The organism is Methylobacterium haplocladii (assembly GCF_007992175.1).
In the GTDB taxonomy this organism is placed as follows: Bacteria; Pseudomonadota; Alphaproteobacteria; order Rhizobiales; family Beijerinckiaceae; genus Methylobacterium; species Methylobacterium haplocladii.
This window is the reverse complement of record NZ_BJZT01000005.1, coordinates 22,115-47,239: the sequence shown is the minus strand read 5'-3', so window position 1 is coordinate 47,239 and position 25,125 is coordinate 22,115. Positions and strand designations below refer to the sequence as shown.

General features: G+C 67.2%; 25 protein-coding genes. 14 read left to right on the top strand and 11 right to left on the bottom strand.

What is annotated here, in order from left to right:
- Nucleotides 1-451: 451 nt before the first annotated feature.
- Both MHA02_RS02325 and MHA02_RS02320 read left to right on the top strand, forming a co-directional pair.
- Entirely contained in the window at nt 452-1,456 is a 1,005-nt protein-coding gene (locus MHA02_RS02325) for a transporter (RefSeq protein ID WP_147076363.1), read from the top strand.
- A gap of 213 nt (nt 1,457-1,669) precedes the next feature.
- A complete protein-coding gene (locus MHA02_RS02320) occupies nt 1,670-2,230 on the top strand; it encodes a fasciclin domain-containing protein (RefSeq protein ID WP_147076362.1) in 561 nt (186 codons plus the stop codon).
- Nucleotides 2,231-2,530: 300 nt separating this feature from the next.
- Here the strand turns inward: MHA02_RS02320 and MHA02_RS02315 are convergent, their stop codons facing one another.
- Nucleotides 2,531-3,244, bottom strand: a complete 714-nt coding sequence (locus tag MHA02_RS02315; protein ID WP_147076361.1) for an anti-sigma factor — start codon at nt 3,242-3,244, stop codon at nt 2,531-2,533.
- Nucleotides 3,241-3,792 carry a sigma-70 family RNA polymerase sigma factor gene (locus MHA02_RS02310; protein WP_147076360.1) on the bottom strand — a complete coding sequence of 184 codons (552 nt, stop codon included), beginning with the start codon at nt 3,790-3,792 and terminating at the stop codon, nt 3,241-3,243. Before MHA02_RS02310 ends, MHA02_RS02315 begins: the two co-directional genes overlap by 4 nt.
- A gap of 243 nt (nt 3,793-4,035) precedes the next feature.
- Between MHA02_RS02310 and MHA02_RS02305 the strand changes: the two genes are divergently transcribed.
- Both MHA02_RS02305 and trmFO read left to right on the top strand, forming a co-directional pair.
- On the top strand, nt 4,036-5,010 hold the full coding sequence (locus MHA02_RS02305) for a S1C family serine protease (protein WP_147076574.1): 975 nt from the start codon (nt 4,036-4,038) through the stop codon (nt 5,008-5,010).
- Nucleotides 5,011-5,097: 87 nt separating this feature from the next.
- Nucleotides 5,098-6,522 carry a methylenetetrahydrofolate--tRNA-(uracil(54)-C(5))-methyltransferase (FADH(2)-oxidizing) TrmFO gene (trmFO, locus tag MHA02_RS02300; protein ID WP_147076359.1) on the top strand — a complete coding sequence of 475 codons (1,425 nt, stop codon included), beginning with the start codon at nt 5,098-5,100 and terminating at the stop codon, nt 6,520-6,522.
- Between the two features lie 18 nt (nt 6,523-6,540).
- Here trmFO and MHA02_RS02295 read toward each other — a convergent pair whose 3' ends face one another.
- The 7 genes from MHA02_RS02295 to yajC form a co-directional block, all read right to left on the bottom strand.
- Complete coding sequence (locus tag MHA02_RS02295; RefSeq protein ID WP_147076358.1) at nt 6,541-7,161, bottom strand: GNAT family N-acetyltransferase; 621 nt, start codon at nt 7,159-7,161, stop codon at nt 6,541-6,543.
- A 124-nt stretch (nt 7,162-7,285) separates the two neighbouring features.
- On the bottom strand, nt 7,286-9,028 hold the full coding sequence (locus tag MHA02_RS02290; RefSeq protein WP_147076357.1) for an L-lactate permease: 1,743 nt from the start codon (nt 9,026-9,028) through the stop codon (nt 7,286-7,288).
- Between the two features lie 146 nt (nt 9,029-9,174).
- Entirely contained in the window at nt 9,175-10,056 is an 882-nt protein-coding gene (locus MHA02_RS02285) for a phytoene/squalene synthase family protein (protein WP_147076356.1), read from the bottom strand.
- Between the two features lie 10 nt (nt 10,057-10,066).
- Complete coding sequence (locus MHA02_RS02280) at nt 10,067-10,462, bottom strand: Mth938-like domain-containing protein (protein WP_147076355.1); 396 nt, start codon at nt 10,460-10,462, stop codon at nt 10,067-10,069.
- A gap of 7 nt (nt 10,463-10,469) precedes the next feature.
- Nucleotides 10,470-11,411 (bottom strand): protein translocase subunit SecF, encoded by a 942-nt coding sequence (gene secF / locus MHA02_RS02275; RefSeq protein WP_147076354.1) that lies wholly within the window; start codon nt 11,409-11,411, stop codon nt 10,470-10,472.
- A gap of 63 nt (nt 11,412-11,474) precedes the next feature.
- Nucleotides 11,475-13,070, bottom strand: coding sequence for a protein translocase subunit SecD (gene secD, locus MHA02_RS02270; protein ID WP_147076353.1), 1,596 nt, complete (start codon nt 13,068-13,070; stop codon nt 11,475-11,477).
- Nucleotides 13,071-13,139: 69 nt separating this feature from the next.
- The gene (gene yajC / locus MHA02_RS02265) at nt 13,140-13,475 is read right to left on the bottom strand and encodes a preprotein translocase subunit YajC (protein WP_147076573.1); all 336 of its coding nucleotides are present in this window, start codon (nt 13,473-13,475) and stop codon (nt 13,140-13,142) included.
- Nucleotides 13,476-13,880: 405 nt separating this feature from the next.
- Here yajC and MHA02_RS02260 point away from each other — a divergent pair, with 405 nt between their 5' ends.
- The 6 genes from MHA02_RS02260 (at nt 13,881) to MHA02_RS22555 (ending at nt 16,651) form a co-directional block, all read left to right on the top strand.
- The gene (locus MHA02_RS02260; protein ID WP_147076352.1) at nt 13,881-14,090 is read left to right on the top strand and encodes a hypothetical protein; all 210 of its coding nucleotides are present in this window, start codon (nt 13,881-13,883) and stop codon (nt 14,088-14,090) included.
- A gap of 28 nt (nt 14,091-14,118) precedes the next feature.
- Nucleotides 14,119-15,030, top strand: coding sequence for a metallophosphoesterase (locus MHA02_RS02255; RefSeq protein WP_147076351.1), 912 nt, complete (start codon nt 14,119-14,121; stop codon nt 15,028-15,030).
- Between the two features lie 88 nt (nt 15,031-15,118).
- Nucleotides 15,119-15,403 (top strand): hypothetical protein, encoded by a 285-nt coding sequence (locus MHA02_RS22565; protein WP_238180461.1) that lies wholly within the window; start codon nt 15,119-15,121, stop codon nt 15,401-15,403.
- 69 nt (nt 15,404-15,472) lie between these two features.
- Complete coding sequence (locus MHA02_RS22560; RefSeq protein WP_238180460.1) at nt 15,473-15,673, top strand: hypothetical protein; 201 nt, start codon at nt 15,473-15,475, stop codon at nt 15,671-15,673.
- A gap of 58 nt (nt 15,674-15,731) precedes the next feature.
- Nucleotides 15,732-16,199, top strand: coding sequence for an ABC transporter ATPase (locus tag MHA02_RS02245; RefSeq protein WP_147076350.1), 468 nt, complete (start codon nt 15,732-15,734; stop codon nt 16,197-16,199).
- A gap of 65 nt (nt 16,200-16,264) precedes the next feature.
- A complete protein-coding gene (locus MHA02_RS22555) occupies nt 16,265-16,651 on the top strand; it encodes a hypothetical protein (RefSeq protein ID WP_244612393.1) in 387 nt (128 codons plus the stop codon).
- 142 nt (nt 16,652-16,793) lie between these two features.
- Here MHA02_RS22555 and MHA02_RS02235 read toward each other — a convergent pair whose 3' ends face one another.
- Nucleotides 16,794-18,326 carry an acyl-CoA carboxylase subunit beta gene (locus MHA02_RS02235; protein ID WP_147076349.1) on the bottom strand — a complete coding sequence of 511 codons (1,533 nt, stop codon included), beginning with the start codon at nt 18,324-18,326 and terminating at the stop codon, nt 16,794-16,796.
- Nucleotides 18,327-19,037: 711 nt separating this feature from the next.
- Here MHA02_RS02235 and MHA02_RS02230 point away from each other — a divergent pair.
- The 4 genes from MHA02_RS02230 to MHA02_RS02215 all read left to right on the top strand — a co-directional run bounded on the left by MHA02_RS02230 (nt 19,038) and on the right by MHA02_RS02215 (nt 24,094).
- Nucleotides 19,038-19,520: a hypothetical protein gene (locus MHA02_RS02230; RefSeq protein ID WP_147076348.1), complete on the top strand. Its 483-nt coding sequence runs from the start codon at nt 19,038-19,040 to the stop codon at nt 19,518-19,520.
- 801 nt (nt 19,521-20,321) lie between these two features.
- Entirely contained in the window at nt 20,322-21,074 is a 753-nt protein-coding gene (locus tag MHA02_RS02225) for a hypothetical protein (protein WP_147076347.1), read from the top strand.
- 441 nt (nt 21,075-21,515) lie between these two features.
- Complete coding sequence (locus MHA02_RS02220) at nt 21,516-22,730, top strand: GNAT family N-acetyltransferase (protein ID WP_147076346.1); 1,215 nt, start codon at nt 21,516-21,518, stop codon at nt 22,728-22,730.
- A gap of 206 nt (nt 22,731-22,936) precedes the next feature.
- Nucleotides 22,937-24,094: a M20 aminoacylase family protein gene (locus MHA02_RS02215; protein ID WP_147076345.1), complete on the top strand. Its 1,158-nt coding sequence runs from the start codon at nt 22,937-22,939 to the stop codon at nt 24,092-24,094.
- 12 nt (nt 24,095-24,106) lie between these two features.
- Here the strand turns inward: MHA02_RS02215 and MHA02_RS02210 are convergent, their stop codons facing one another.
- Nucleotides 24,107-25,069 (bottom strand): cation diffusion facilitator family transporter, encoded by a 963-nt coding sequence (locus MHA02_RS02210; RefSeq protein ID WP_147076344.1) that lies wholly within the window; start codon nt 25,067-25,069, stop codon nt 24,107-24,109.
- Nucleotides 25,070-25,125: the final 56 nt, after the last annotated feature.

Here is a 25,125-nt window from a genome sequence, read left to right as displayed (position 1 = left end):
GGTCCCAAATCCGCCGTCCCATTCACCCGTCCGGCCGAAGCGTGGCGCGCAGTCCCGAAACGGCCGTTTGCGGGACCGTCCCACGGCTGTTGCCTGTTCGTCCTGCCGAGGCAGCGTATGGCAAAGCTTTGATCGCGATGCGCTATTTTGCCGAGCTTGGGGCGTCCGACCTCATGTTGCGCTGCAATGGCGCGACGGAATTCCTATGTTGCTCCGCGGCAAAAATGCGGCTTTTGCGCAACGGTGGATCTGCAACTGCCCAGCTGAACGGCAAAGCTCTGTCCTTCCGGATCGGAGTGTAGAATAGTTCCCAACGTTGAGACTTGAGGTGAGGCCGTAAGGGGGCGCTTGAGACGACCGTACAGAACCCGCGAAGCAAAGCGAGGTACTGACCAAGTCGTGTTCAAGGCTACGGGGCGGACGCCTGAAATCCTTGGGAAGGAATGAGAAAATGATGAAGAACTGGCTTGCTGCGGGAGCCTTCGCGCTCACCGCCGGAATGACTGCCACGGCCGCTCAGGCCCAGACCACCACCGTTCCCGGCGAGCAGGTCGGCCTCGCCACCGGTGCGCCGCTCCCCGAGGGCGTCTACGCCCTGAACACCTTCGTCTACCGTTCGCCCGACGCTCCGACGGTCGTCAGCCCGGTCGACGTCGCCGTGAACATCCCGGTTCTCGTCTGGGCCACGCCGTGGGTTCCGCTCGGTGGTCGTATCGAGCTCCTCGTCGCTCCCCCGACCGTGTTCGCTTTCGGTCGTAGCAGCGGCCCGACCGGCATCAAGGATCTCTCGATCAACGTCGGTACCTTCGTCGGCGGCATCTGGGCCTTCGATCTCGGCGGCAACTTCGGCGTGTCGGTCCTCGGCGGTGTCTACCTCAACGACCTGAACGGCGACCGCGGCGTCCTCGTCCAGAACAACGGCGCATTCGTCGGCGCTCCGGTCCTGACCCAGCTCGCCTCCAACACCTACCGCGCCGGCATCGCCGCCTCGTACACCGGCGACAACTGGAACATCACCGCCAACCTGACCGGCAACTTCTACGACTCGCCCGGCCGGTTCGACGGCAACAACACCTTCGGCACCCGCGGTCCGTTCGTGATCTCGGACTCGCTGAACCTCGACCTGACCGCGACGAAGAAGTTCGACCTGTTCAACGAGGGCAAGGCGAAGTTCGAGTTCGGTGCCATCGGTTACGGCACGGTCAACGTCGGCAGCAACGCCAACATCGTCGGTCGCCAGGGCCGCTTCGCCCTCGGTGGTCTCGTCGGCTACGACTTCGGCCTCTTCACCGCCCAGGCCTATGTCGCTCGCGACGTCGTGACCCAGGCCCGCTTCGTCGATGCCACCGGCCGCAGCCGCGACATCGAGAACACGGAAGGCTGGTTCCGCATCATCGTTCCGCTGTACAGCCCGGCTCCGGCTCCGGCTCCGGCTCCGATCGTCCGCAAGTACTGATCCGAACCGGGGCGCCTCTGCGGCGCCCCGCCTCGGTCACGAGGACACGCCGTCCGATCCCTCGGGGTCGGACGGTTTTTTCGTTCGGGCGCGGCGGTCTGACGCATCCCGGTCTCTCAGGAACGATCGGATCGCGCGAAACTTAGCGGCGCACCTCCCCGTATCGGCACTCGAACCCCGGACCACCGGGCGTCGAACAGGAGGACTACTATCATGATCCGTGCACCCCAGCGTTTCGCCGCACTCGCCCTCGCTCTCGCCATCGGCGCAGCCATGCCGGCCGCAGCGTTCGCCAAGAACCCAATGGTCGGCGGCGCGCCGATGTACGCTTCGAAGACCATCGTCGAGAACGCGGTGAACTCGAAGGACCACACCACGCTGGTCGCCGCCGTGAAGGCCGCCGGCCTCGTCGACACGCTGTCCGGTCCCGGCCCGTTCACGGTGTTCGCACCGACCAACGCCGCCTTCGCGAAGCTGCCGGCTGGCACCGTCGAGACCCTGGTCAAGCCCGAGAACAAAGCGACCCTGACCGCGATCCTGACCTACCACGTCGTTCCCGGCACCCTGACCGCCAAGGATCTGGCGGCCGTGGCCAGGGAAGGCGGCGGACAGGGCACGATCAAGACCGTGCAGGGCGAGCCGCTCACCGTGCAGACCAAGGGCAAGAAGGTCTTCGTGACCGACGCCAAGGGCAACACCGCCACCGTCACCATCGCCAACGTGATGCAGTCGAACGGCGTCATCCACGTCATCAACGGCGTGCTGCAGCCCTGATTTCTTCGGGGTCGCGCCCGTCGAAACGAAGCCCCGGCTCGCGAGAGCCGGGGTTTTCTTTTGGGAGGAGTCGGATGGCGCGAAGCCCTCACCTCGCGCGCGAGGACAGGGCTTCGCGACCTCATCGTCGCCGAAGCGAGGCGGTAGCCGAAGGAGCCGCGTCGGATGAGCCTATTCCAGTGCCGCTCCCTCTCCCCGGATGCGGGGTGAGGGGGACGCGCGCCAACGTGGCAATCAATCGGCAGGAGCAGAAAGGGGGGAGCGGGCAGAATGCGTCCGGTCCTTGGTGAGGTTGAGGCCTCAATCCCGGATCAGCTTGCCCGTATAGACCACTTGTCCCGTGGGCTGCCCGGTGGGGGAACCGCCCTGCGGTTCGACCGACACGGCGATGAGGCCATCGCCGCCGGCGGCGCCGGCCGGCAGGGCGATCCGGCTCGCGCCCGAGCCGACGAGGCCGAGCGTCTTCGGGGTCTTGTCCGCGCCGATGTACCAGAGTTCGAGGCTGCGCCCGTCCGGCGCCTTGGCCGCGACCGGACGCACCTGGGCGGTACCGGTGCGCGTGTCGACGCTGACGATCAAGGCCGGCAGATCGCCGGCGCTGGTGACGACCGCGACGTAGCGGCCGGCGGCATCGGGCGTCGGCACGCGCGGCCCGACGGCCACGAACAGCGCGAGCCCGGCGGCGATCAGCCCGGCGCCCACCGACGCTAGGCGCCAGCGCCTTACCTGGCCCGCGAGCGCCGCGATGTGGTTGTCGTTGGCGGGAATGCTGACAGCCGACGGCCCCGGCAGCGCCTGGACGATCGCGCCCCAGAGGCGCGGTGGCGGGTTCTCGTCCGGCACGGCGAGGCTCAGCGGCGCCAACCGCCGCTCCCAATCGCGCATGCAGGCCTCGGTCACCGGATCCCTGAGGATCTCGGCCTCCACTGCTGCACGCTCGTCGGCGGGCAAGGTGCCGAGCACGTATTCGGCGGCGCGGAAGTCGCGGTCGGCGTCGAAGGGGCCGGCACTCATCGTGCGCCCTCCAGGCAGCCCTTGAGGGAGGCGAGCGTCCGGTGCAGCCAGGTCTTGATGGTGTTCACCGGCTTGTCGTGGCGGCGGGCCAGCTCCTCGCGGGACCAGCCTTCGCAATAGGCCAGCATCACGCATTCGGCCTGCACCGCGTCGAGGCGGCCGAGGCAGACCTTGAGTGCGTCGCGGTCGAGCAGAGCGCCCTCGCCCGAGCGAGGGTCGGCCAGCCGCTCCAACCAATCCTCGCCGTCCTCGTGCACGGGACCCTGAACCTCGCTCTTGCGCCGGACCCCGTCGATCGCGCGGTTGCGCGCGATGGTGCAGAGCCACGGCAACGGCCGCCCGTTCTCCGGATTGTAGGAACCCGCCGCCTGCCAGACCTTCAGATACACGTCCTGAAGCACATCCTCGGCCAAGCTCCTGTCGCGCTGGATACGGAGGACGATGCCGAATAGTTTCGGGGAGGTCAGGTCATACAGCGAACGGAGCGCCGATTGGTCCCCCGCCGCGATGTCGCGCAGGAGCCGTACCAATGTCGGATCGTCACGCAAGGCGCGCCACCTGTTCGTCGCGTGACATCACGTGTGCCGGACCCTGCCCTGCCGTTCGCTGAGCGGAACGTTGGGGACAGCTTTACCCGAGACCGCGGCAGCACGCCACGGGCCGACGATGCGAACGGGTCGGGACGGTCCGGCGATCCGATCACGACGCCGTGGGTGTCGGAACGGGTGTCCCGCCCCTATTTCTCCGGCTATCGGCCGACCTCACCGGAGGGAGGCCCAGGTCTCCGCATCATGGCCGTCCACGGCGCTTCCAGGATTCCCGCCTCCGTGCAGCCCAAGCCCGCCGACTACAGCTACGACCTCGACCGGGCGCTCGCCGCCGTCGTCTCCCTGTCGAGCCGCATCCCGTCCGACGCCTTCACCGCCGAGACGCTCGGCACCGAGCGGGCGGGCAACGGCGTGGTGATCGGCGAGGATGGGCTGGTGCTCACCGTCGGCTACCTGATCACCGAGGCGGATTCGGTCTGGCTCACCACCCATGACGGGCGCTCCCTGCCGGCCCATGTCGTCGGCTACGACGCGGCCACCGGGTTCGGGCTGGTCCAGGCGCTGGGCCGGCTCGACCTGCCCGCCCTGACGATCGGCCGCTCCGCTGCGCTGAAGGTCGGCGACAAGGCGATCGTCGCCGGCGCGGGCGGGCGCGGGCACAGCGTCGCGGTCGAACTCGTCGCGCGACAGGAATTCGCGGGCTATTGGGAATACCTGCTGGACGAGGCGCTGTTCACCGCGCCGGCCCATCCGCATTGGGGCGGCACGGCCCTGATCGGTCCGGAGGGCGATCTTCTGGGAATCGGATCGCTGCAGCTTCAGCAGGGCGGCTCCGGCCGGGCTCAGGCGATCAACATGGTCGTACCGATCGACCTGCTGCCGCCGATCCTCGACGAACTGCGCCTGCAGGGCCGGACCAGCAGCCCGCCACGGCCTTGGCTCGGCCTCTACGCCACCGAGACCGAGGACGGCGTGGTGGTCATGGGGCTGGCCGACGACGGGCCGGCACAGGCCGCGGATCTGCGCCCCGGCGACATCCTCTCGGCGGTGGCCGGCGAGCCCGTCGCCGATCTCGCCGGCTTCCTGCGGCAGGTCTGGGCGCTCGGCGAGGCCGGCGCTCGTGTGCCCTTGGGCGTGCGCCGCGACGGGAGGGACGTCGCGGTGTCGGTGATGTCGGGCGACCGCGAGCGCTATCTGGTGCGGCCCAAGCTGCACTGACGCCCCTGCATCCTCCGCCGGCATGTCCTCTTACACTGGCATGTCCGAAGCGTTGATCCCTCGGTGCTCGATCCGCTATTCCGGCGCATGACCGGATCGAAACCCATCCACATCATCGGCGGCGGCCTCGCAGGCTCGGAGGCGGCGTGGCAGGTCGCGGAGGCCGGACACGGCGTCGTCCTGCACGAGATGCGGCCGGTTCGCGGCACCGACGCGCATCATTCGCAGGATCTGGCCGAGCTCGTCTGCTCGAACTCGTTCCGCTCGGACGACGCCAACGGCAACGCCGTCGGCCTGCTGCACCAGGAGATGCGCAGCCTCGGCTCGCTGATCCTGCGGGCGGGCGACGCGCATCAGGTGCCGGCCGGTGGGGCGCTCGCCGTCGACCGCGACGGCTTCGCCGCCGCCGTCACCGCTGCCCTCGAAGCGCATCCGAACGTCACCATCGCTCGCGAGGAGATCGACGGCCTGCCTCCCGCCCATTGGGATCAGGTCATCGTCGCCACAGGACCCCTCACCTCTCCGGCGCTGGCCGAGGCCATCGCGGGGCTCACGGGCGCCGAATCGCTCGCCTTCTTCGATGCCATCGCGCCGATCGTGCATCGCGACTCGATCGACATGGGCAAGGCCTGGTTCCAGTCGCGCTACGACAAGGCCGGTCCCGGCGGCACCGGCGCCGATTACCTCAACTGCCCGATGGACCGGGAGCAGTACGATACCTTCATCCAGGCGCTGATTGCCGGCGAGAAGACGAGCTTCAAGGAGTGGGAGGCCTCGACTCCCTATTTCGACGGCTGCCTGCCGATCGAGGTCATGGCCGAGCGCGGCCCCGAGACCCTGCGCCACGGCCCCATGAAGCCGGTGGGGCTGACCAACCCGCACGATCCGACGGTCAAAGCCTGCGCCATCGTCCAGCTGCGCCAGGACAATGCGCTTGGCACGCTCTTCAACATGGTCGGCTTCCAGACGAAGTTGAAGCACGCCGAACAGATCCGCGTCTTCCGGACGATTCCGGGCCTCGAGAATGCCGAGTTCGCCCGCCTCGGCGGTCTCCACCGCAACACCTATCTCGACAGCCCGCGCCTGCTGGATGCGACGCTCCGCCTGAAGGCCGAGCCGCGCCTGCGCTTCGCGGGCCAGATCACCGGCTGCGAGGGCTATGTCGAGAGCGCCGCGATCGGGCTGATGGCCGGGCGCTACGCCGTCGCCGAACGCGAGAGCCGCACCCTCGCCCCCTTGCCGCAGACCACGGCGCTCGGCGCTCTCATCGCGCACATCACCGGCGGCCACCTCGCGGCCGAAGAGGAGGCCGGCAAGCCACGCTCGTTCCAGCCGATGAACGTCAATTTCGGACTGTTCACGCCGCTGGAGCGGATGCCGCGCAACGAGACCGGCAAGCGGCTCCGCGGACCGGAGAAGGCGGCGCTGAAGAAGCGGGCGCTGACGGACCGGGCGCGGGCGGATCTGGCGGCTTGGATGTCGGGTGAGGCCCCGCGCGCGGCTGCCGAATAGTCCGCCGAAATCCTGCGTTTACTGGGCTCGCGTTCCGTCAGCCCGAATTGTTGCCCCGGAAACGGCGGTACCCGATCGAGCCAACTTCTCGGGAGGCGCATCCCGAACATCCCAAACCATCAGCTTCCGCCCCGGCCGCTGGCCGCCGTCGCCGGTGGGTCGGAAGCCGAGCGTGTGCAGCATGTTCCAGGAGGCGATGTTTTCGGGCCGGCACTCGGCCACGACCGCGCGGCGGGGATAGGCTTCCGCCAACGCGCGGACGATGGCGCCGACGCCCTCCGCGCCGTAGCCGCGGCCACGCGCGGAGCCTCCGATCCAGTAGCCGATCTCGATCGCCTCGAGCGCCCGCAGATGGGCGCCGACGATACCCACGAGGCTGCGGTCCTCGCGCTCGTGCAGGCCGAGGAAGACGTCGCGGCCCGTGCCGGCCGCGCGGATCAGCCCGCGGGCATCCTCGATCCCGACGCGCTCGGGCAGAAAATCGACCGCGCTGGTCACGGCGGGATCGTCGGTCAGGCGCCGGACTTCTTCCGCCATGTCCGCCTGCAGCGGCGCGATGCGCAGGCGATCGGTTTCGATCGTCGGCAGGGCGAGGCGTTCCCAGCGGGTGCCGCGCCTGATTCGAGAGAGAATGCCCATGGCCTCGAAATGGGGGCGCCGGAGCGCGGGGAAAGGGACGGGCGCGCGTGACCCGTTGCTGCGCAGACGAAAAGGCCGCCCCGGATCATCCGGGGCGGCCCGTCTTTTCGAAAAGAGTGGTGGCTCAGTGCGCCGCCGGCGCGACGGCAGGCGGGTGGATCACCATCTCCGTGAAGGGCGGCACGTAGGCCTGGAGCATCACCAGCAGGCCGACGAGGCAGGCCAGCGCGATCGAGTGCCAGAACACGAAGCGCAGGATCTTGCCCTCCTGGCCGAAATAGCCGGTGGCGGTCGAGGCGACGACGATCGACTGGGCGTCGATCATCTTGCCCATCACGCCGCCCGACGAGTTCGCCGAGGCCATCAGGATGCCCGAGAGCCCGAGCTGTTCCGAGGTGATCCGCTGCAGGCCGCCGAACAGCACGTTCGAGGCCGTGTCCGACCCCGTCAGCGCCACGCCGAGCCAGCCGAGCAGCGTGCCGAAGAACGGGTAGAGGATGCCCGTGCCCGCAAAGGCGAGACCCAAGGTGGCATCCACGCCGGCGTAGCGGGTGAGGACGCCGAGTGCGAGCATCGCCGCGATCGTGATCAGCGAATAGCGCAGCACCCAGATCGTCTCGACATAGGCGGTGACCAGGCGCTTCGGCGAGAAGCGCATGATGAAGCCGGAGAGGATCGCGGCGATCAGCACGCCAGTGCCGGTATAGGACATGTAGGTGAAGTTGAAGATCGCGGCCTCGGCCTTCGGCTTCGCCTCGACCGGGGGCACCTTCATGATCATGTTGTGGAGGCCCGGCACCTCGTATTTCCAGGTGAAGATCGGGTTCACGATGCCCTTGAACCAGCCGGTGCCCCAGATCGCGACGACGATGGAGAGGATGATCCACGGCACCCAGCTCCAGGCGATCTCGCTCGAGGTCGCGGTGCGCTGGATCGGGGCCGAGCGCGGAAACTCCTCCGGTACGCCGGCACCGACGGCGACGGGACGGCCGCCGTTGACGTAGCCGAGCGACGGGTCGTTGCCGCGAAGGGCCGGGGAGGTCCAGATCTCGGCGGGCTGCCAGACCTTCAGGAACAGCACGAGCGCCGCCATCGAGACGAGCGAGGCGCCGATATCGACGATCCAGGGGTTCACGTAGTTCGAGATCAGGAACTGCGCCGCGGCGAAGGAGGCGCCGCAGACCAGGATCGGTGGCCAGATCTTGATCATGCCGCGGAAGCCGGCAAAGACCCAGATCAGCCAGAACGGCACGATCAGCGAGAAGAACGGCAGCTGCCGGCCGATCATCGCGCCGAGCACGTAGGGGTCGTAGTTGGTGACCGAGGCGAGGCCCTGGATCGGGGCGCCGAGCGCGCCGTAGGCGACGGGCGCCGTGTTGGCGATGAGCGAGAGGCCCGAGGCGGCGAGCGGCGAGAAGCCGAGGCCGATCAGGATCGCGCCCGTCACCGCCACCGGCGTGCCGAAGCCGCCGGCGCCTTCGAAGAAGGCGCCGAAGGCGAAGGCTACGAGCAGCAGCTGGATGCGTCGGTCTGCCGTGATGCCGGCCACCGATTGCTGGAGGACCCCGAACCAGCCCTTCTCCACCGTCAGCCGGTAGAGGAAGATCACGTTGAGGATGATCCATCCGATCGGGAAGAAGCCGGTCACCATGCCAAGCACGGCGGCGCGCCAGGCGAGGTCGGTGGGCATGCCGAACAGCACGATCGCGACGGCGAGTGCCAGCACCAGCGAGAGCACGGCTGCGATATGCGCCTTGACCCTGCCGCTGGCGATCATGCCGAGCAGCGCGATCACAGGCAGCGAGGCGGCAAGCGTCGAGAGCCACGCATTCCCGAAGGGATCGTAGACCTGATTCCAGGTTTGCATGGCGTCGTGTTCCTCCGATGGCGCGGTCTTGTAGCCGGCCTAGGAGTATCGCTAGCAGAGCGCGAGAAGCCGCTCAACGATAGTAAATGATGTATTCAGAGGGTGTTGCGCCTGTGCGTCGCGGCATTGGCTGAACACAGCCGTCGTCAGCCTCTCTTCGCCGCCCGCCACAACCGCCAGAGTCTCCGCCAGCGCGACATCTCGATCGTCGTGTTGAGCGGGTCGTAGCTCAATCGCTCCATGGCGGAGAGATACCCCTCGACGAGGGCGGCCGGCAGGAAGGCCGGGCGGGCGGCGGGCGCGATGGTGGCGCGGGCCGCCTCGCAGGACTTGAGATGGCGGCGGGCGAGCCTGCGGAGCTCGGCGCAGGCGCGCACCAGCCCCGGTCCGCCCCGGCCCGAGACGATGTCCTCGCGGGTGACTCCGTTCTCGCGCAGCAGGTCGGCCGGCAGGTAGACCTGCCCGTTGCGCGCGTGCCAGGGGAGCGCCCTCAGAAGGCCGGTGACGCCGTAGGCGACGCCGGCATGGCCCGCGGCGGCTGCGCCCCCCGGTTCGGCGCCGTCGGCGAGCACGAGGCCGCCGAGGCGGATCAGCGACGAGGCGGTCTCGCCGCAATAGCCTTCGAGGTCGTTCACCCGCGGCATCGGGTCGTCGTAGAGGTCGAAGACCCGCGCATCGATCAGGTCGACGAAGGGCTGGCGGCCGAGCCGACGCTTGACGATGGCGTCGTCGAGGGCGGCCGCGACGGGATTGGCCTTCACGTCCCCCCTCGCCTCCCCCTGTAGCGCATCGCGCCACCATTGCAGGCGGATCTCGCCGGCCATGGGATTGGAGGCGGCGTCGCGCACCCGGGCGACGGTGAGGCTGAAGGCACCGAGGGCGAAGAGGTGGGGCCGGAAGGCGACCGGCGCAAACAAGGTGGCGAAGTAGCGATCGGGGTCGCCCTCGCGGACCAGCTGCTCGCAATGGCGGAAGGCGAAGGCGAGACCTTCGTCGGGGGCCGCGACGCTGGTCTCGGTCTTGGTCACGCGGTCCTCGTCATGCGACCGCTATCAACGCGGCGGCAACCTTGCGGTTCTCACCCAGAAGGATGTTGTAGGTCCGCGCTGCGGCCCCCGTCTGCATCACGTCGAGGCCGATGCCGCTGTCCTTGAGGCGCCGGCGCAGGGATTCGGGCAGCGGCACGATGTCGAGCCCGGTACCGACCAGCAGCAATTCGATGCGCTCGCTCTCGGCGATCACCGGGCGGAGCCCCGCGAGATCGATGCCGCCGGCATCCGCCGCGTGCCAGGCCCGGATGCCCGAGGGCAGCATCAGCACCGAGCCGCGATGCGACATGTCGGCAAAGCGAAAGCCGCCATTGCCGTAGGCGTCGATGCCGTAGCGGCCGGGAACGAAACCCGATGGAATCGTGTCGTGCAGGCGCCCGTCCATGCCGCTCCTACTCGGCGGCCTGCGCGAGGCCGCTGTCGCGCTGCGCGGACTTCGCGCCCGAGAGCATCAGGCCGATATAGATCAGCGAGGGCGTCGAGACGAAGATCGCGGAATAGGTGCAGATCACCACACCGGCCAGCATGACGATGGCGAAGCCGTGGATCGCCTCGCCGCCGAACAGCACCAGCGACAGCAGCGCCAGAGACGACGAGATCGAGGTCATCACGGTCCGCGACATGGTCGAGTTGATCGAGAGGTTCAGGAGCTCGACGGTCGGGATCGTCTTGTAGCGGCGCATCAGCTCCCGGGTCCGGTCGAACACCACCACGGTCTCGTTCAGCGAGTACCCGACGATGGTGAGGATCGCGGCGATCGAGGTCATGTTGAACTCGATGCGGGTGATGATGAAGATGCCCACCGTGAGCACGATATCGTGCAGGGTGCCGACGATGGCGCCGAGCGCCAGTTCGCGCTCGAAGCGGAACCACAGGTAGAGCAGCACCGCCACGACCGAGAGGACGACGCCGATCGTGCCCGACTGCACCAGCTCGCCCGAGACGCGGGGGCCGACGGTCTCGGTACGGCGGAAATCGTAGCCCGCGTCGAAGGCGGCGTGCGCCTTCTGCATCACGGCGGTCTGGCCTTGCTCGCCGGCCTGGAGCGGCAGGCGCACCAGCACGTTGCCCTGCCCGCTCAGCTCCTGCACTTCCGCCTCGCCGAAGCCGAAGCCGTTGGCGGTGTGGCGGATCTCGGCGATGTTCGCCTCGCCGGACTTGGCCTGCAGCTCGACCAGCGTGCCGCCCTTAAAGTCGATGCCGAAATTCAGGCCGACCGTGAGGAACAGCAGAACGGTCGCGATCGACAGCACCGCCGAGAGCGGAAAGGTCAGCCGGCGGAAGCGCATGAAGTCGAAATGCGATTCATCGGGCCAGAGGCGGAGCAGGCGCATGGTCTGTCTCGGTGCAACGTGCGTGTCGGGGCGGCGTGCCGCCCCGTGGAGAAACTCGACGGCCTAGAACGGAAGAGCCTTGGGCCGCGCGTACTTGTACCACAGCGCGATCATCATGCGGGTCAGCGTCACGGCCGTGATCACGGTGGTGAGGATGCCGAGGATGAACACGACCGCGAACCCCTTCACCGGACCGGAGCCCATGAAGAACAGGATCAGCGCGGCGATCGCCATGGTTGAGTTCGAGTCGATGATGGTCGCGAAGGCCCGGTCGAAGCCGGCCTGAAGCGCCGAGACCAGGGATCGCCCGGCCCTCTGCTCCTCGCGCATGCGCTCGTAGATCAGCACGTTCGAATCGACCGCGGTGCCGATTGTGAGCACGATGCCGGCGATGCCGGGCAGCGTCATCGTCGCTTCCAGCACGGACATCAGCCCGAGGATCAGGCCGACGTGCACGGCGAGCGCGATGTTCGCGAAGAAGCCGAAGGTGCCGTAGGTCAGGAACATGAAGCAGACGACGAGGATGGCGGCGACGCCGGTGGCGAGCTTGCCCGCCTCGATCGAGTCCTTGCCGAGGCCGGGGCCGACGACGCGCCGCTCGACCACCGTGAATTTCGCGGGCAGCGCCCCGGCGCGCAGCAGCACCGAAAGGTCGTTCGCCTGCTGGACGGTGAAGTTGCCGGTGATTTGGCCAGAGCCGCCGGTGATCGCGGTGCGGATCACGGGGGCCGAGACCACCTCGTTGTCGAGAACGATCGCCATGCGGCGGCCGACGTTCTCCGAGGTCGCCTGACCGAAGCGCTGGGCGCCGCGCAGGTTGAACTTGAAGCTCACCATGGGCTCGTGCGTCTGCGTGTCGAAGGCAGGCTGCGCGTCGGTCAGCTCGCCGCCATCGGCCATGACGCGGCGCTCGACGGGCACCTTGGCGCCCTTCTCGTCCTTGGAGGGCAGCATGTCGACGTCGCCGGACGGGCTGTCCGCCAGCATGCGGAATTCGAGCTTGGCGGTCGAGCCGAGGAGCTTCTCGAGCCGCTCCGGGTTCTGCTCGCCCGGCACCTGCACCAGGATGCGGTCGGCGCCCTGCTGCTGGATCGAGGGTTCGAGGGTGCCAGTGGAATCGAGGCGGCGGCGGATGACCTCGATGCCCTGGCTCACCGCGCGGCGGGTGCGGTCGACGATGCCGGCATCGGTGTAGGTCAGCGTGATCTGGCCGTCGGGCTGCTCGGCGACGTCGAGGGTGCCGGCGGCGGCGAGGCTCTGGATCGGCTGCGACAGCTCGCGCAGTTTCGGCATGATCTTGGCCCGACCGGCCGCGTCCGTGATGCGGACCTGCACGCCGCGCTTGAGGGTCTGGATGCCGCCGTCGGCCCTGACGTTCTCCTGCTGCAGCGCGCGGCGGACGTCGTCGCGCAGTCCCTTGACCATCGACCCGGTCAGCTCGTTCTGGTCGACCTCCAGCAGCAGCTGCGAGCCGCCCTGCAGGTCGAGGCCGAGCACGATCGCGCGCTGGGGGATGATCCAGTGCGGGACGAAGCTCGGCAGCGCGGCCATGAAGCCCTTGCGCTGCTCAGGGGAGAAGAAGCTCGGGATCGCGAGGCTGAGCCCGACGAGGATGACGGCGAGCGTCCCAATGATCTTGGACTTCGAAAAGCGCAGCATCCGCCGGTTCCAGCTCTTCTTCTTTTGTCAGGGATGGCGGGTACGGGACCCGCCTCCCGCCGCACCGCCTCAGGCCGCCTTGACCGGGCCGCCCTTGACCCGAACCTCGGAGATCATGCTGCGCACGATCTTCACGCGGACGTTCGGGGCGATCTCGACCTCCACCTCGGTGGCCTCGTCGATCACCTTGGTGACGCGTCCGACCAGGCCGCCCGTGGTCACGATCGTGTCGTCGCGGCGCAGGCTCTTCACCATGGACTGGTGATCCTTCAGCCGCCGCTGCTGCGGCCGCAGGATCAGGAAGTACATGATCACGAAGATCAGGGCGAAGGGCACCAGCTGCAAGGCGATCTCGCTGCCGCTGGAGGCGGCGCCGGCTCCTTGCGCGAAGGCGGGGGTAATCAGCACGAAAACTCCTGATGGTGCGACGACCCGCGCCGCGGCGTGTCCGGGCGATGGGTTGGGCTTCAGCCTGTCGAAAAGCGCGCGGACTATAGCCACGGGCGACCCGAAAGCAACGGCGCCGATCGCGGTCGGGTCGTCGCCGCTGCAGCAAGCGTCCGAGGCCGGATGGCCGACCCTATTTCCGCACTGCAACACGTTTGCCTGAAAGAACGCCATGCTCAAAAGGCGGGCTTCGGAAAAACCTTAAGGTTACGTTCATCGCATGACGCAGCATAGTATTCTCCCGGTCTCGACGATGCCGGTGTCGAATTGCAATGATGCTCATCCCCCGTCGCGATCACTGGCGACATCTGCACGCGAAGGCCGGTTAACGGCCCGGACAACACGGGACAGGACCCAAGACCGATGTACGCCTCCAATCGGAGCCAGGACGCCGCCTATCTGGGCTCGCGCGGTACGGACGACAGCCGGGGTCGCGAGAGCTTTCGCCCCGTAGCCCTGCCGGCGCTCGCCGCCGCCGTCCATATTCACAGCTTGGCCGCACAGGCCGCCCGCACCAAGCTCGCGGCCCGGCAATCGGCACAGATCGTCCACGAGGACGAGCCGTTTATTTGAGCCCGTCCGGCGGCGCGCGGGATTGGCCATGCTGATCCTGCCGAGCCGTCGACAGGTGCTCGGTGGGCTCGGCGCGGGTGCCCTCGCCGTCGGCTCGACGGGCACGTACGCCTTCGCCATCGAGCCGCGCTTCCGGCTGGCGGTGACGTCCTATGCGCCGATGCTGCCGGACTGGACGCCGGGGCTGACGCTGCGGATCGCAGTGATCGCCGATGTCCATGTCTGCGAGCCCTGGATGCCCCTCGACCGGGTCGCGGAGATCGTCGCGGCGACGAATGCACTCGCGTCCGACCTGATCCTGCTGCTCGGCGACTATCCGGGCGGGTGGCGGGTGAGCTGGAAGCGCGTCGCGCTCACCGACTTCGCCCGCGTGGTCGAAGGTTTCCGCGCGCCGCTCGGCGTTCACGCCATTCTCGGCAACCACGATTGGTGGGAAGACCGGGACGCGCTCGGCGCGCGCAGGGGTCCGGTCGAGGCACGCCGGGTGCTGGAGGCCCGCGGCATCCCGGTGATGGAGAACGATGCCGTCCGGCTGGTGAAGGACGGTAGGCCGTTCTGGGTCGCGGGCCTCGCCGACCAGCAGCCCTTCAAGCCCCTGCGCGACATGCGCAGCCTCGCCGATATCCCCGGGACGCTGGCGAAGATCACGGACGACGCCCCGGCGATTCTGATGGCGCACGAGCCCGAGATCTTTCCGACGATCCCGGACCGCTTCGCACTGACGCTGTCCGGTCACACCCATGGCGGGCAGGTCCGGGTGTTCGGGCATTCGCCCTTCGTCGCCGGCTACCACGATCCCCGCTACATCTACGGCCACATCGTCGAGGGCAGGCGCCACCTCGTCATCTCCGGCGGCCTCGGGGTCAGCAATGTCGGCGTCCGCTTCGGCGTGCCGCCGGAGATCGTGCTGATCGAACTCGGATCGCCCCCTACGGCCTGAGCACTGCAACGCTCTTGATTCGCGCTTACGGCAATGGTTGATCCCGACGACGTCGCGATGCGATTCCGTCGCAACGGGGACTCGAACGATGCCAGCCCTCCTGCTCCTGGTCGCCGTTCTCGGAGGGATCCTGTTCTGGGTCCTGCGGGTCCACGGCATCGTCCGCGCGCTGCGCGAGGTCGACCGGGACACCAAGGGCCTGCAGGGGCGGGCGAGGTCCGTGCTGCACGACATCTTCGGCACGCAGCTCGGCCGGGTGCGCGACGTCTGGCTCGCCGCGACGATCCTGATGATCCAGCTCGTGCACACCGGCAGCCCCGTGACCGCCGCCGAAAAGACGCAGATTCTCGAACTGATGGAGGATCCGCTCTAGGTCGAGGCCATCTCGACGATGTTCGAGCGCGCATGAAACTACACGCAGGCCCGGCGTCCGTTCTCCCTGGTGGCGGACGAGCTACTGCCGCTTCTGCGGGAGTCCCTGACCGAGTCCGAGCGGCGGCACCTCGTCGACATGTTGAACAGGGTCGCCGGTGCGCATTCGAGCCCGAGCGAATTGCAGCGCGAGGCCGTGGCGCGCCTGAAGCGCCGGCTTCTGCCCGGAACGTCGGTGCTCAAGACGAGGCGCTCCGGCGATGTCGCCTGACGTCCGGCGGCGCCACGTCGCGCTCGCCCCCGCCGGCCATGCGCCCTAGACTCGATGGATGACCATCTCCCGGATCTTCCCGCTCGTCGTCGCGCTCGCCGCCCTCCCCCTCTGCCCGGCGCCGGCCTCGGCCGATTCCTGCGGCGATCTCGCCGACAAGGTGGTGGCCGAGACGAAGGCCGAGATCGGCGAGCGCATCGACGACTTCGTGCGCTTCAAGGCCGGGACGGAGATGACGCTCTCCCTCTCCTGCGGCGGCAGCTACCCGTCCTCCGTCGGCGCGCAGTTCAAGGGCGAGGCGGTGCCGGACGCCTTCTTCGACCTCTTCGGCAATGCTGGCCACGCCGTGACCGGCGTCGCCGCCGATCTGATCATGGAAGCGGCCCGCAAGGCCCGCTCCGACGCCGAGACCCGCCGCCACAGCAACGTGCCTACCGGGGGCGTCCTCGTCACATGCTCCTACTCGAAATCCGACAAGGGCCCGCTGACCATGTGCGCTGCGATCGAGCAGGCGGACCGGAGCTGAGGGCTCCTCCGTCGTCATTGCGGGGGCAATGACGAAGAAGGCCTATTGTTCGGATCCGACGAGGGTTGGAATATTGCGAAATCCTGAATGCCGCTGTCCCTTTCGGTGTCATCGTCTATGATAAACTTCATAGGCGGACGGAAACGGGGCTGGTCGTGCCGAAAAAGATTACTTTTATCTTATTCTTTATTTTTACCGGGGCCGGTATCGCCGAGGCGCGGCTGACGGTGACGGACAAGCTCAGCACGTATCGTCGCGGCTCCAGCGAGGAGCGGATCGACCTCGCCACGCGGCTCGGCAAGTCGTTCTCGAGCCTCTCGCCAGGGCTCGACCGCGATTACTTCATCAAATGCCTGGAGGAGACCGTGAACATCGGCGATCCCCGCGACCTCGAACTCGACGAGGCCGTCAGGCTCTGCGTCGCAGCGCATCGGGGGTCGGGGGAGGAGTAATCAGCCACTGCACTGTCATTCCGGGGTCGCCGTAGGCGAGGACCCGGAATCCACCCGTGATGCTACGCTGCGAAAGGGGACAGGCCAGTCGTAGATCCCGGGTTCCGCTTCGCGGTCCCGGGATGATGGTCGATGTAGCCCCCTACAGCGGAATGTTGTCGTGCTTCTTCCACGGCTGCTCCATCTCCTTGGAGCGGAGCATGCCGAGCGCGCGGGCGATGCGCTTGCGGGTCGAGTGGGGCATGATCACTTCGTCGATGTAGCCGCGCTCGGCGGCCACGAACGGCGAGAGGAAGTGCTTCTCGTACTCGGAGGTCCGCTCGGCAATCTTGTCCTTGTCGCCGGCCTCGGCGCGATAGATGATCTCGACCGCGCCCTTGGCGCCCATCACTGCGATCTGCGCCGTCGGCCAAGCGTAGTTGAGATCCGCGCCAACGTGTTTCGAGGCCATCACGTCGTAGGCGCCGCCGAACGCCTTGCGGGTGATGATGGTGACGAGGGGCACGGTCGCCTGCGAGTAGGCGAAGAGCAGCTTGGCGCCGTGCTTGATCAGGCCGCCGTATTCCTGCGCCGTGCCCGGCAGGAAGCCCGGCACGTCGACGAACGTCACGATCGGCACCGAGAACGCGTTGCAGAAGCGCACGAAGCGCGCCGCCTTGCGGGAGGCGTCCGAGTCGAGCACGCCGGCCAGCACCAGCGGCTGGTTCGCGACGAAGCCCACCGTACGGCCCTCGATGCGGCCGAAGCCGGTGATGATGTTGCGGGCGTAGGTCGCCTGGATCTCGAAGAAGTCTTCCTCGTCGACGATGCGCCGGATGAGCTCGCCCATGTCGTAGGGCTTGTTCGGGTTGTCCGGGATGAGGGTGTCGAGGCCCTTGTCGAGCCGGTTGACGTCGTCGAAGCTCTCGATCTCCGGCACGCCGTCGATGTTGTTGGCCGGCAGGAAGTCGATCAGGCGGCGGATCTGCAGCAGCGCCTCGACGTCGTTCTCGAACGAGCCGTCGGCGATCGAGGACTTCGTGGTGTGGACCTTGGCGCCGCCGAGCTCTTCGGCGGTCACGACCTCGTTGGTGACGGTCTTCACCACGTCCGGGCCGGTGACGAACATGTAGCTCGTGTCGCGCACCATGAAGATGAAGTCGGTCATGGCCGGCGAGTAGACGTCGCCGCCCGCGCATGGTCCCATGATCACCGAGATCTGCGGGATCACGCCGGACGCCGCGACGTTGCGCCGAAAAACTTCGCCGTAGCCGCCGAGCGCCGCGACGCCCTCTTGGATGCGCGCGCCGCCGGCATCGAAAATGCCGATGATCGGGGCACGCATCTTCAGGGCCATGTCCTGGACCTTGATGATCTTTTGCGCGTGCGTCTCGGAGAGCGAGCCACCGAAGACCGTAAAATCCTTCGAGAACAGGAAGACGGTGCGGCCGTTCACCGTGCCCCAGCCGGTGATGACGCCGTCGCCGGGGATCTTCTGCTTCTCCATGCCGAAATCGGTGGAGCGGTGCTGTACGAACATGTCGAATTCCTCGAACGACCCGTGGTCGAGCAGGAGTTCGATGCGCTCGCGCGCCGTGAGCTTGCCGCGCTTGTGCTGGGCCTCGATGCGCTTCGTGCCGCCGCCGAGACGGGCGGCATCGCGCCGCTCCGCGAGCTTCTCGAGAATGTCCTTCATGGTCTCAGCGCGCCCGCCTGTATGCAAAATTCAATTGATGCGAACGCGCTAGCCCGGGGCGGGCTTGGCGGTTCGCCGTCTGACCGCCCTTAGCATGCAGCTTTGCAGGCGGAAACGGTTGCAGAGGGCGGGAGGGCGTCTCAGGTTGGAATCGGGCACGAACGTCCCAGCGGCGATCGACGGCTTCGCAGCCAGTCCCCCCCCATGAGGGTCGGCTGCTCCATCGCATCAGAGGATTTCCCCGACGGTCCTGAGGAGAAGGTTGGTCCATGGCGCACCTTCGGCGATGCAGTCGATGCCGGCAGCCGGTCTTGAGCAATGCGCGATGTTGCCCGCACTGCGCCGTCGCGACGCCGTCGCGCGGAGGAAGAAAGCTCATTCTCGTGCTGGTCGCGCTGATCGTCATCGCCGCCGCCCTCTTCGCGTGGTGGAACGACGGCATCCTCGGGGTGAGCACGTCCGAAACCAGAACGGTCACGGCACCGTCTCCATCGGCAGGGCAGCCGGGTCGCGGCCCCTGAATCTTCGCCGATGGACGAACCCGGCTGCCGAGCCGGAGGTCCTACAGAATCGGCCGTCGACAGGTGTCCAACGGGTAAAGGCAGAGCACCAAAGCTTCCTGACGCACATGGCGTTTCATGCTCGAATGGTGATCGTTGGCATCCTGCAATATTCGATTCGGGTTGCTCGGATCGATTTGGGGAAATGACGATGAGGGCGTTTTCCCTGTCGCTGATCGCCGTGTCGTGGACGAGCTTGGAGGTCGCGGCTCAGGATCGCGCCGACCTGCAAAGGCTGGTCGATATGCCCGACACCTTTATTGGCAAGAGGATCGTCGTGCCGAGCGTCAACTGCGTCGACGATCCGAAGGGCGGCTATGTCTGCGCGAGATCCGTAGGCGGACAAAAGCTTCGACTTCAGGCGGGAGCCCTCGGGACGAAGACTGGCGCGAAGATCGCCGAACGACTTCTCGGCGACTGCAAGGGAACCGCCAATCTCAAACGCGCAGCCTGCCGCGTGGACGCCGAGATCGAGCCGTCCCGCGGAACGCGCGACATTACGGAGACGCCGAGCGGATCGATGCCCATCACCGTCATCGATGCGCCAAGTATCGAGATGTACGAAGCCGTGTCGAAAAAGCGTATCAAACGGCAGAAAGCAGCGACTGTTTCGCCTAAATCTCCAAAACCGTAAATGCTTAACTTGAGCGATGTCCTATTTTTTTCGAAATTATTTCAAGATATCGTCTGACAACATGCCGATAGTGATCGTTCATCGGCGGGATGTCGTTCGTTCGAAGAAATCTCGTTGATGGTACGACGTTTATCGGAGCCTGCGTCGAGCAAAGCACGGATAATTTCCTGGTACGTGTCGTATATATTGTTTTAGGTTTCGACTGACCAAGCTGATAAATTATCGTAGTTATTGCCTGTTTTTCTAAACAAACGGCAATTTTTACTAAATTATTATTTATGAATGACTTGATTGCATGACACAATCTTAGATTGTTGTATCTGCATCGATCGGAAGAAAGCATCCGATTTGCACGAGTATTATTTGCTGATGTATCGATATTGCCACAAGCGGGGCACAATCTTGCCGTTGATGCCCGGTGGCTCAGTTTCTCAGTCTGCGGCACTGCGACCGCCGCCGTTGTGGTCAAGCTTTCGCTGATGCCGACCAAGAAGGATGGCATTCGTCATGCCGAGTGTTCCCGAAAGAGTTCCATTCCCATTGCCGCGACACGGGCAACTCGAACGCCTTGCAGTCGCGAGACGGCTCGTTCAGCCGGAATATGTCGCGCCCGACCGGGCGGAGTCGCCTGCTCTCGCGAACGATCGGTCGACATTCGATTTCGATCTTGCTGGGCCGGCGAACGATAAGGCTACGTCCGATGGCACGCGATCGGCCCTCTCAGCCCCTGCGAACTTCATAGCTGAGGGCCCGGTCAAGGCCCTTTTCCACAGGCACTTCGGCGGAGGACGATGGCCCGTCGTGCTGGCAGGCGTCGTGCTGGCAGGCGCGGCAGCAGCCTATGCCGGCCTCAAGGGGCCGGCGCTCGTCCCGCAGAACGCGATCGTCGCCAATGACGCGATCGTCGCGAAGGAAGCCCCTCGCGGCAGCGCGGACCCGTCCTCTCGACCGGCTTCACCGGGCGTCGGCGTCCCTCGCGACGAGGCTCAAACCGTCGGCGCCCCCTCTGCTCCGCAACTGCCGGCAGATCCGGAGCCCGCCGTAGCGACCACGGGAAGCACCTTCCAGCGGCGACTGGCGACAGCCGGGTTGCCGGACCCCGACGCGAACGCCATCGGCACGACCGATGCCCCCGTGACGGCCTTCCCGCCCAACGCTGCGGTCGAGCCGGAGCCGCCGTCGAGCGTTCCGCCTGCACCGGAAACGCCCGTCGCCGCGACCCACGAATCCGCAGCGGCGGAGCCGTCCCAGACGAAAGCCTCGCCGCCTCAGCCGAATCCGAAGCTCGATGCGCTCGTCGCGCGCGCCGAGCAACTCCTTGCAGCCGGTGACGTCACCAGGGCGCGTCAGTTCTTCGGTCGAATCGCCGCCGACGGCGATGCGCGCGGCGCCTTGGGCATGGCGCGGAGCTACGACGAGCAGATCCTCCGGACGTTGCCGGCCGGCGGTCTCGCCGCCAATCCTGCGCAGTCGCAGTGGTGGTACGAGAAGGCCAAGACCTTGGACGCCGCCGATCAGCCGGATCGCGGCGGACCCACCAGCGCCGCCCGGTGATCGACCCTCGTCCGAGGTCCCGATCGGGAATTCAGGCGTTTGGGTCGCGACGAGGTCGAGATCACGCGCCGAGCAGGAGGCCGTGCACGGTGATCAGGCTCTGCAGCGTGCTTCCCTGGCAGCTTCCATGCAGGACGGCCAACTTGCTGCCCGGCCCCGCAGCCGTACCGCCCGGGTTGAAAAGCGGGGTCGCGTTGCTGCCGATGATAGGGTCCGGAGCACCTTGGATCAGGCTCGCTGCGGCCTGAGATGCGCGGCTGACCGGACTATCAAAGCCGGCCTCTTCCTGGTGGTCGGATGGAAGCGGTCGGTCCGTCCTCGGTCCAATCCAAACATCGACCGCGTCACGCCGAGCTCCAGACTGTGCCCCGCCCGAAGGCGTGACGACGGAGCACCCCCGCCCTTCTTGCCCCCGCCCCCCGCGCGGCTAGATTGCCCGCGATGGAGACATCCTCCCGTACCCAGGACGACGCGCCGGCAGCGGAGCTGCATGTGCGGGCGGTGCCGGGGCTTGCGCGCATTCCGGCGGCCGAGTGGGATCGCTGTGCCACCTCGCCCGAGACGCTCGCGGCCGGTGACGAGACCTTCAACCCGTTCGTCTCTCACGCCTTTCTTTCGGCGCTCGAGGAATCGGGCTGTGTCTCGCGAAAAACCGGATGGCTGCCGCTGCACGTTACCGTCGAGCGCGCGGGCCGGCTCGTCGGGGCCGCGCCCTGCTATCTGAAGTCGCACAGCCAGGGCGAATACGTGTTCGACCAGGGTTGGGCCGATGCCATCGAGCGGGCCGGCGGGGCCTACTACCCGAAGCTGCAGGTGAGCGTGCCGTTCACGCCGGTGACCGGGCCGCGTTTCCTGATCGCGCCCGGCGAGGAGCCGGACGCGGCGGCCGCGGCCATCGTGGCAGGATTGCGGGCGCTGCGAGCCGAGACCGAGGCCTCGTCGATCCACGTCACCTTCATGCGCGAACGGGAATGGGATCAAGCCGGCGCTCTCGGGTTGCTGCAGCGGATCGACCAGCAATTTCACTGGGAGAATCGGGGGTATTCCACGTTCGAAGACTTTCTGGGCGATCTGGCCTCGCGAAAGCGCAAGGCGATCAAGCGCGAGCGGCGCGAGGCACTGGGCTGCGGCATCACGATCGAACACGTCACCGGGTCCGAGATCACGGAGGCGCATTGGGACGCGTTCTTCGAATTCTACGTCGACACCGGCGCGCGCAAATGGGGCCGGCCCTACCTCAACAAGACGTTCTTTCGGCTGATCGGCGAGCGGATGCCGGAGCGCATCCTGCTTGTGATGGCGCGGCGCGAGGGGCGGCTGATCGCGGGCGCGATCAACTTCATCGGCGACGTCGCGCTCTACGGGCGCAATTGGGGCTGCGTGGAGGATCATCCCTTCCTGCATTTCGAGGTCTGCTATTATCAGGCGATCGAGTTCGCTCTGGCCAATGGCCTGAAGCGCGTCGAGGCCGGCGCGCAGGGCGAGCACAAGCTTGCCCGCGGCTACCGCCCCGTGGCGATGCACTCGGCCCACGACATCGCAGAACTGAGCCTGCGCCGCGCCGTGGCCGGCTATCTCGAGCGCGAGCGGGGCTACGTACAGGCGGCGATGGACGAGTATGCAACGATGACGCCGTTCCGGGCGTGTGACGAATAGGCCTCCGGTCTTATCGGATCGCTCGACCGCCTCTCCTTCTCCCCGCACGCGGGGTTAGGAGATGCGCGCAAGCCGCACCGGGGCGGTCGGACATGGAATGACGACCTACCTTATGAACCGCCGGATCTGCCGTTTCAGGGTAGGACGAACACAGGGCCGCCGACCTAACTCAGTCACGCCGCCGGCACGAAGGAGGAGACGTCACCATGAGCCCGATCGACCGCATCAAAGGCTTCGCCGACGAACTGACGGCGATCCGGCGCGACCTTCATGCGCATCCCGAACTCGGCTTCGAGGAGGTCCGAACTTCCGGCATCGTCGCCGAGCACCTCGAAAAAGTCGGCGTCGCGGTGCATCGGGGATTCGGCAAGACCGGCGTCGTCGGCGTGCTCGAAGGGCGGCCGGGCAAGCGGCGGATCGGGCTGCGGGCCGACATGGACGCGCTGCCGATCACCGAGGAGACGAACCTCCCCTACCGCTCGACGGTGCCGGGACGGATGCATGCCTGCGGCCATGACGGGCACACCACCATGCTCCTCGGCGCGGCGCGCTACCTTGCCGAGACCCGGGATTTCGACGGCACCGCCGTGTTCGTGTTTCAGCCGGCCGAGGAAGGGCTTGGGGGCGCCCGCGCCATGATCGCCGACGGCCTGTTCGAACGCTTCCCCGTCGACGAGATCTTCGCCATCCACAACCAGCCGAACGGGCCGCACGGCAAGATCCTCCTCCGGCCCGGGCCGGCCATGGCGGCCGCGGACTTCTTCGACATCCGCATCATCGGACGCGGCGCACACGCCGCGCAGCCGCACGAGAGCGTCGACCCGATCGTCGTGGCCACCGCCGTCGCGCAGGCCATGCAGTCGATCGTCAGCCGGAACGCCGACCCGCTGAAATCCGCCGTGGTCTCGATCACGCAGATCCATGCCGGCGCGGCCTACAACGTGATCCCCGAGGGGGCGCACATCGCGGGCACCGCACGCACCTTCGACCCGGCCCTGCGCGAACTCGTCGGCCAGCGCATCCGCGAGATCGCCACCGGCATCGCCGCGGCTTACGGTGCCCGGGCCGAAGTCGAGATCCGCGACGTGTTCACGGTGCTCGACAACAGCCCCGACCAGGCCGCCGCCGCGGCCGCGATCGCCGCCGAGGTCCTCGGGGCCGACAACGTCGACGCGGACTGCAAGCCGCGCATGGGCAGCGAGGATTTCGCCGACATGCTGAAGACCGTGCCGGGCGCCTATGCCTGGCTCGGTGCCACGCCCGGTCCCGGCCTGCACAACGCGAGCTTCAACTTCGACGACACGCTACTCCCCCTCGGCGCGGCGTTTCTGGCGCGGATCGTCGAGCGGCGCAGCGCAGCCTGAGATCGCGCGCCGTCAGGCGCTCAGCGCGGCTCCAGACTTTGCGGCCTGCTTCGACTGGATTTCGATGAAGACCCGCTTCACGTCGGCGTTCTGTGCCTTCAGGCGCTTTTCCAGGCGGCCGACGAGCCGCTCGATCTCCCCTGCGGGCAGGGCGTCTTCCACGTCGAGGCTGACATTCACCAGGATGTCGGACGGCCCGAGATGCTGGGTCAGGACCTCGTTGACGTGATGGACTGCGGATTCCTGGCGTACCGCCTCGTCGATGGCCGCGACCACCGTCGGATCGGCCGCCTCGCCGATCAGCAGCCCGTGCGTCTCCGTCATCAGGAAGATCGCCATGCCGATCAGGACGATGCCGATGCCGACCGAGGACCAGCCGTCGAGCACCGGCATGTCGAGGATGCGAGCCAGCACCACGCCGGCCATGGCGATGACGAGGCCGATCAGGGCGGCGACGTCCTCGACAAGGATGGTGTAGAGCGCCGGGTCCTTGCTGCGCTGGATCGCGGAGAAGGCGGAATCGTTGCCCTTCTCGGCCCAGAACGCCTGGATCGCCACCCAGCAGGAATAGCCCTCCGCCAGGATCGAAAACCCGAGAATGCCGACGTTGATCCAGAAACCGGAGAGCTGGTAGCCGAGGATGGTCGCGTCGGCCGGCGGCTCGGGATGCTGGATCTTGTGCGCGCCCTCGTAGATCGCGAACAGGCCGCCGCCGAGGAAAATGAACAGCGCGACGATGAAGGCGTAGAAGTAGATCTCGCGGCCGTAGCCGAAGGGGTGCTTGGCGTCGGCCGGCCGTTGCGCGCTCTTGATGCCGACGAGGAGCAGGATCTGGTTGGTGGTGTCGACCACCGAATGCGCACCCTCGGCGAGCATCGCCGACGAACCCGTCAGGAAGGCGCCCGCGAATTTCGCCGCGGCGATGGCGAGGTTCGCCCCCGCGGCCGTGTAGATCGCGCCCGTGCTCTCGGCCAATGCCTGCTCTCCCGCTCGAACCGCCTGCGGGTGCAAGCGTAACCGGAGCCTTCAAC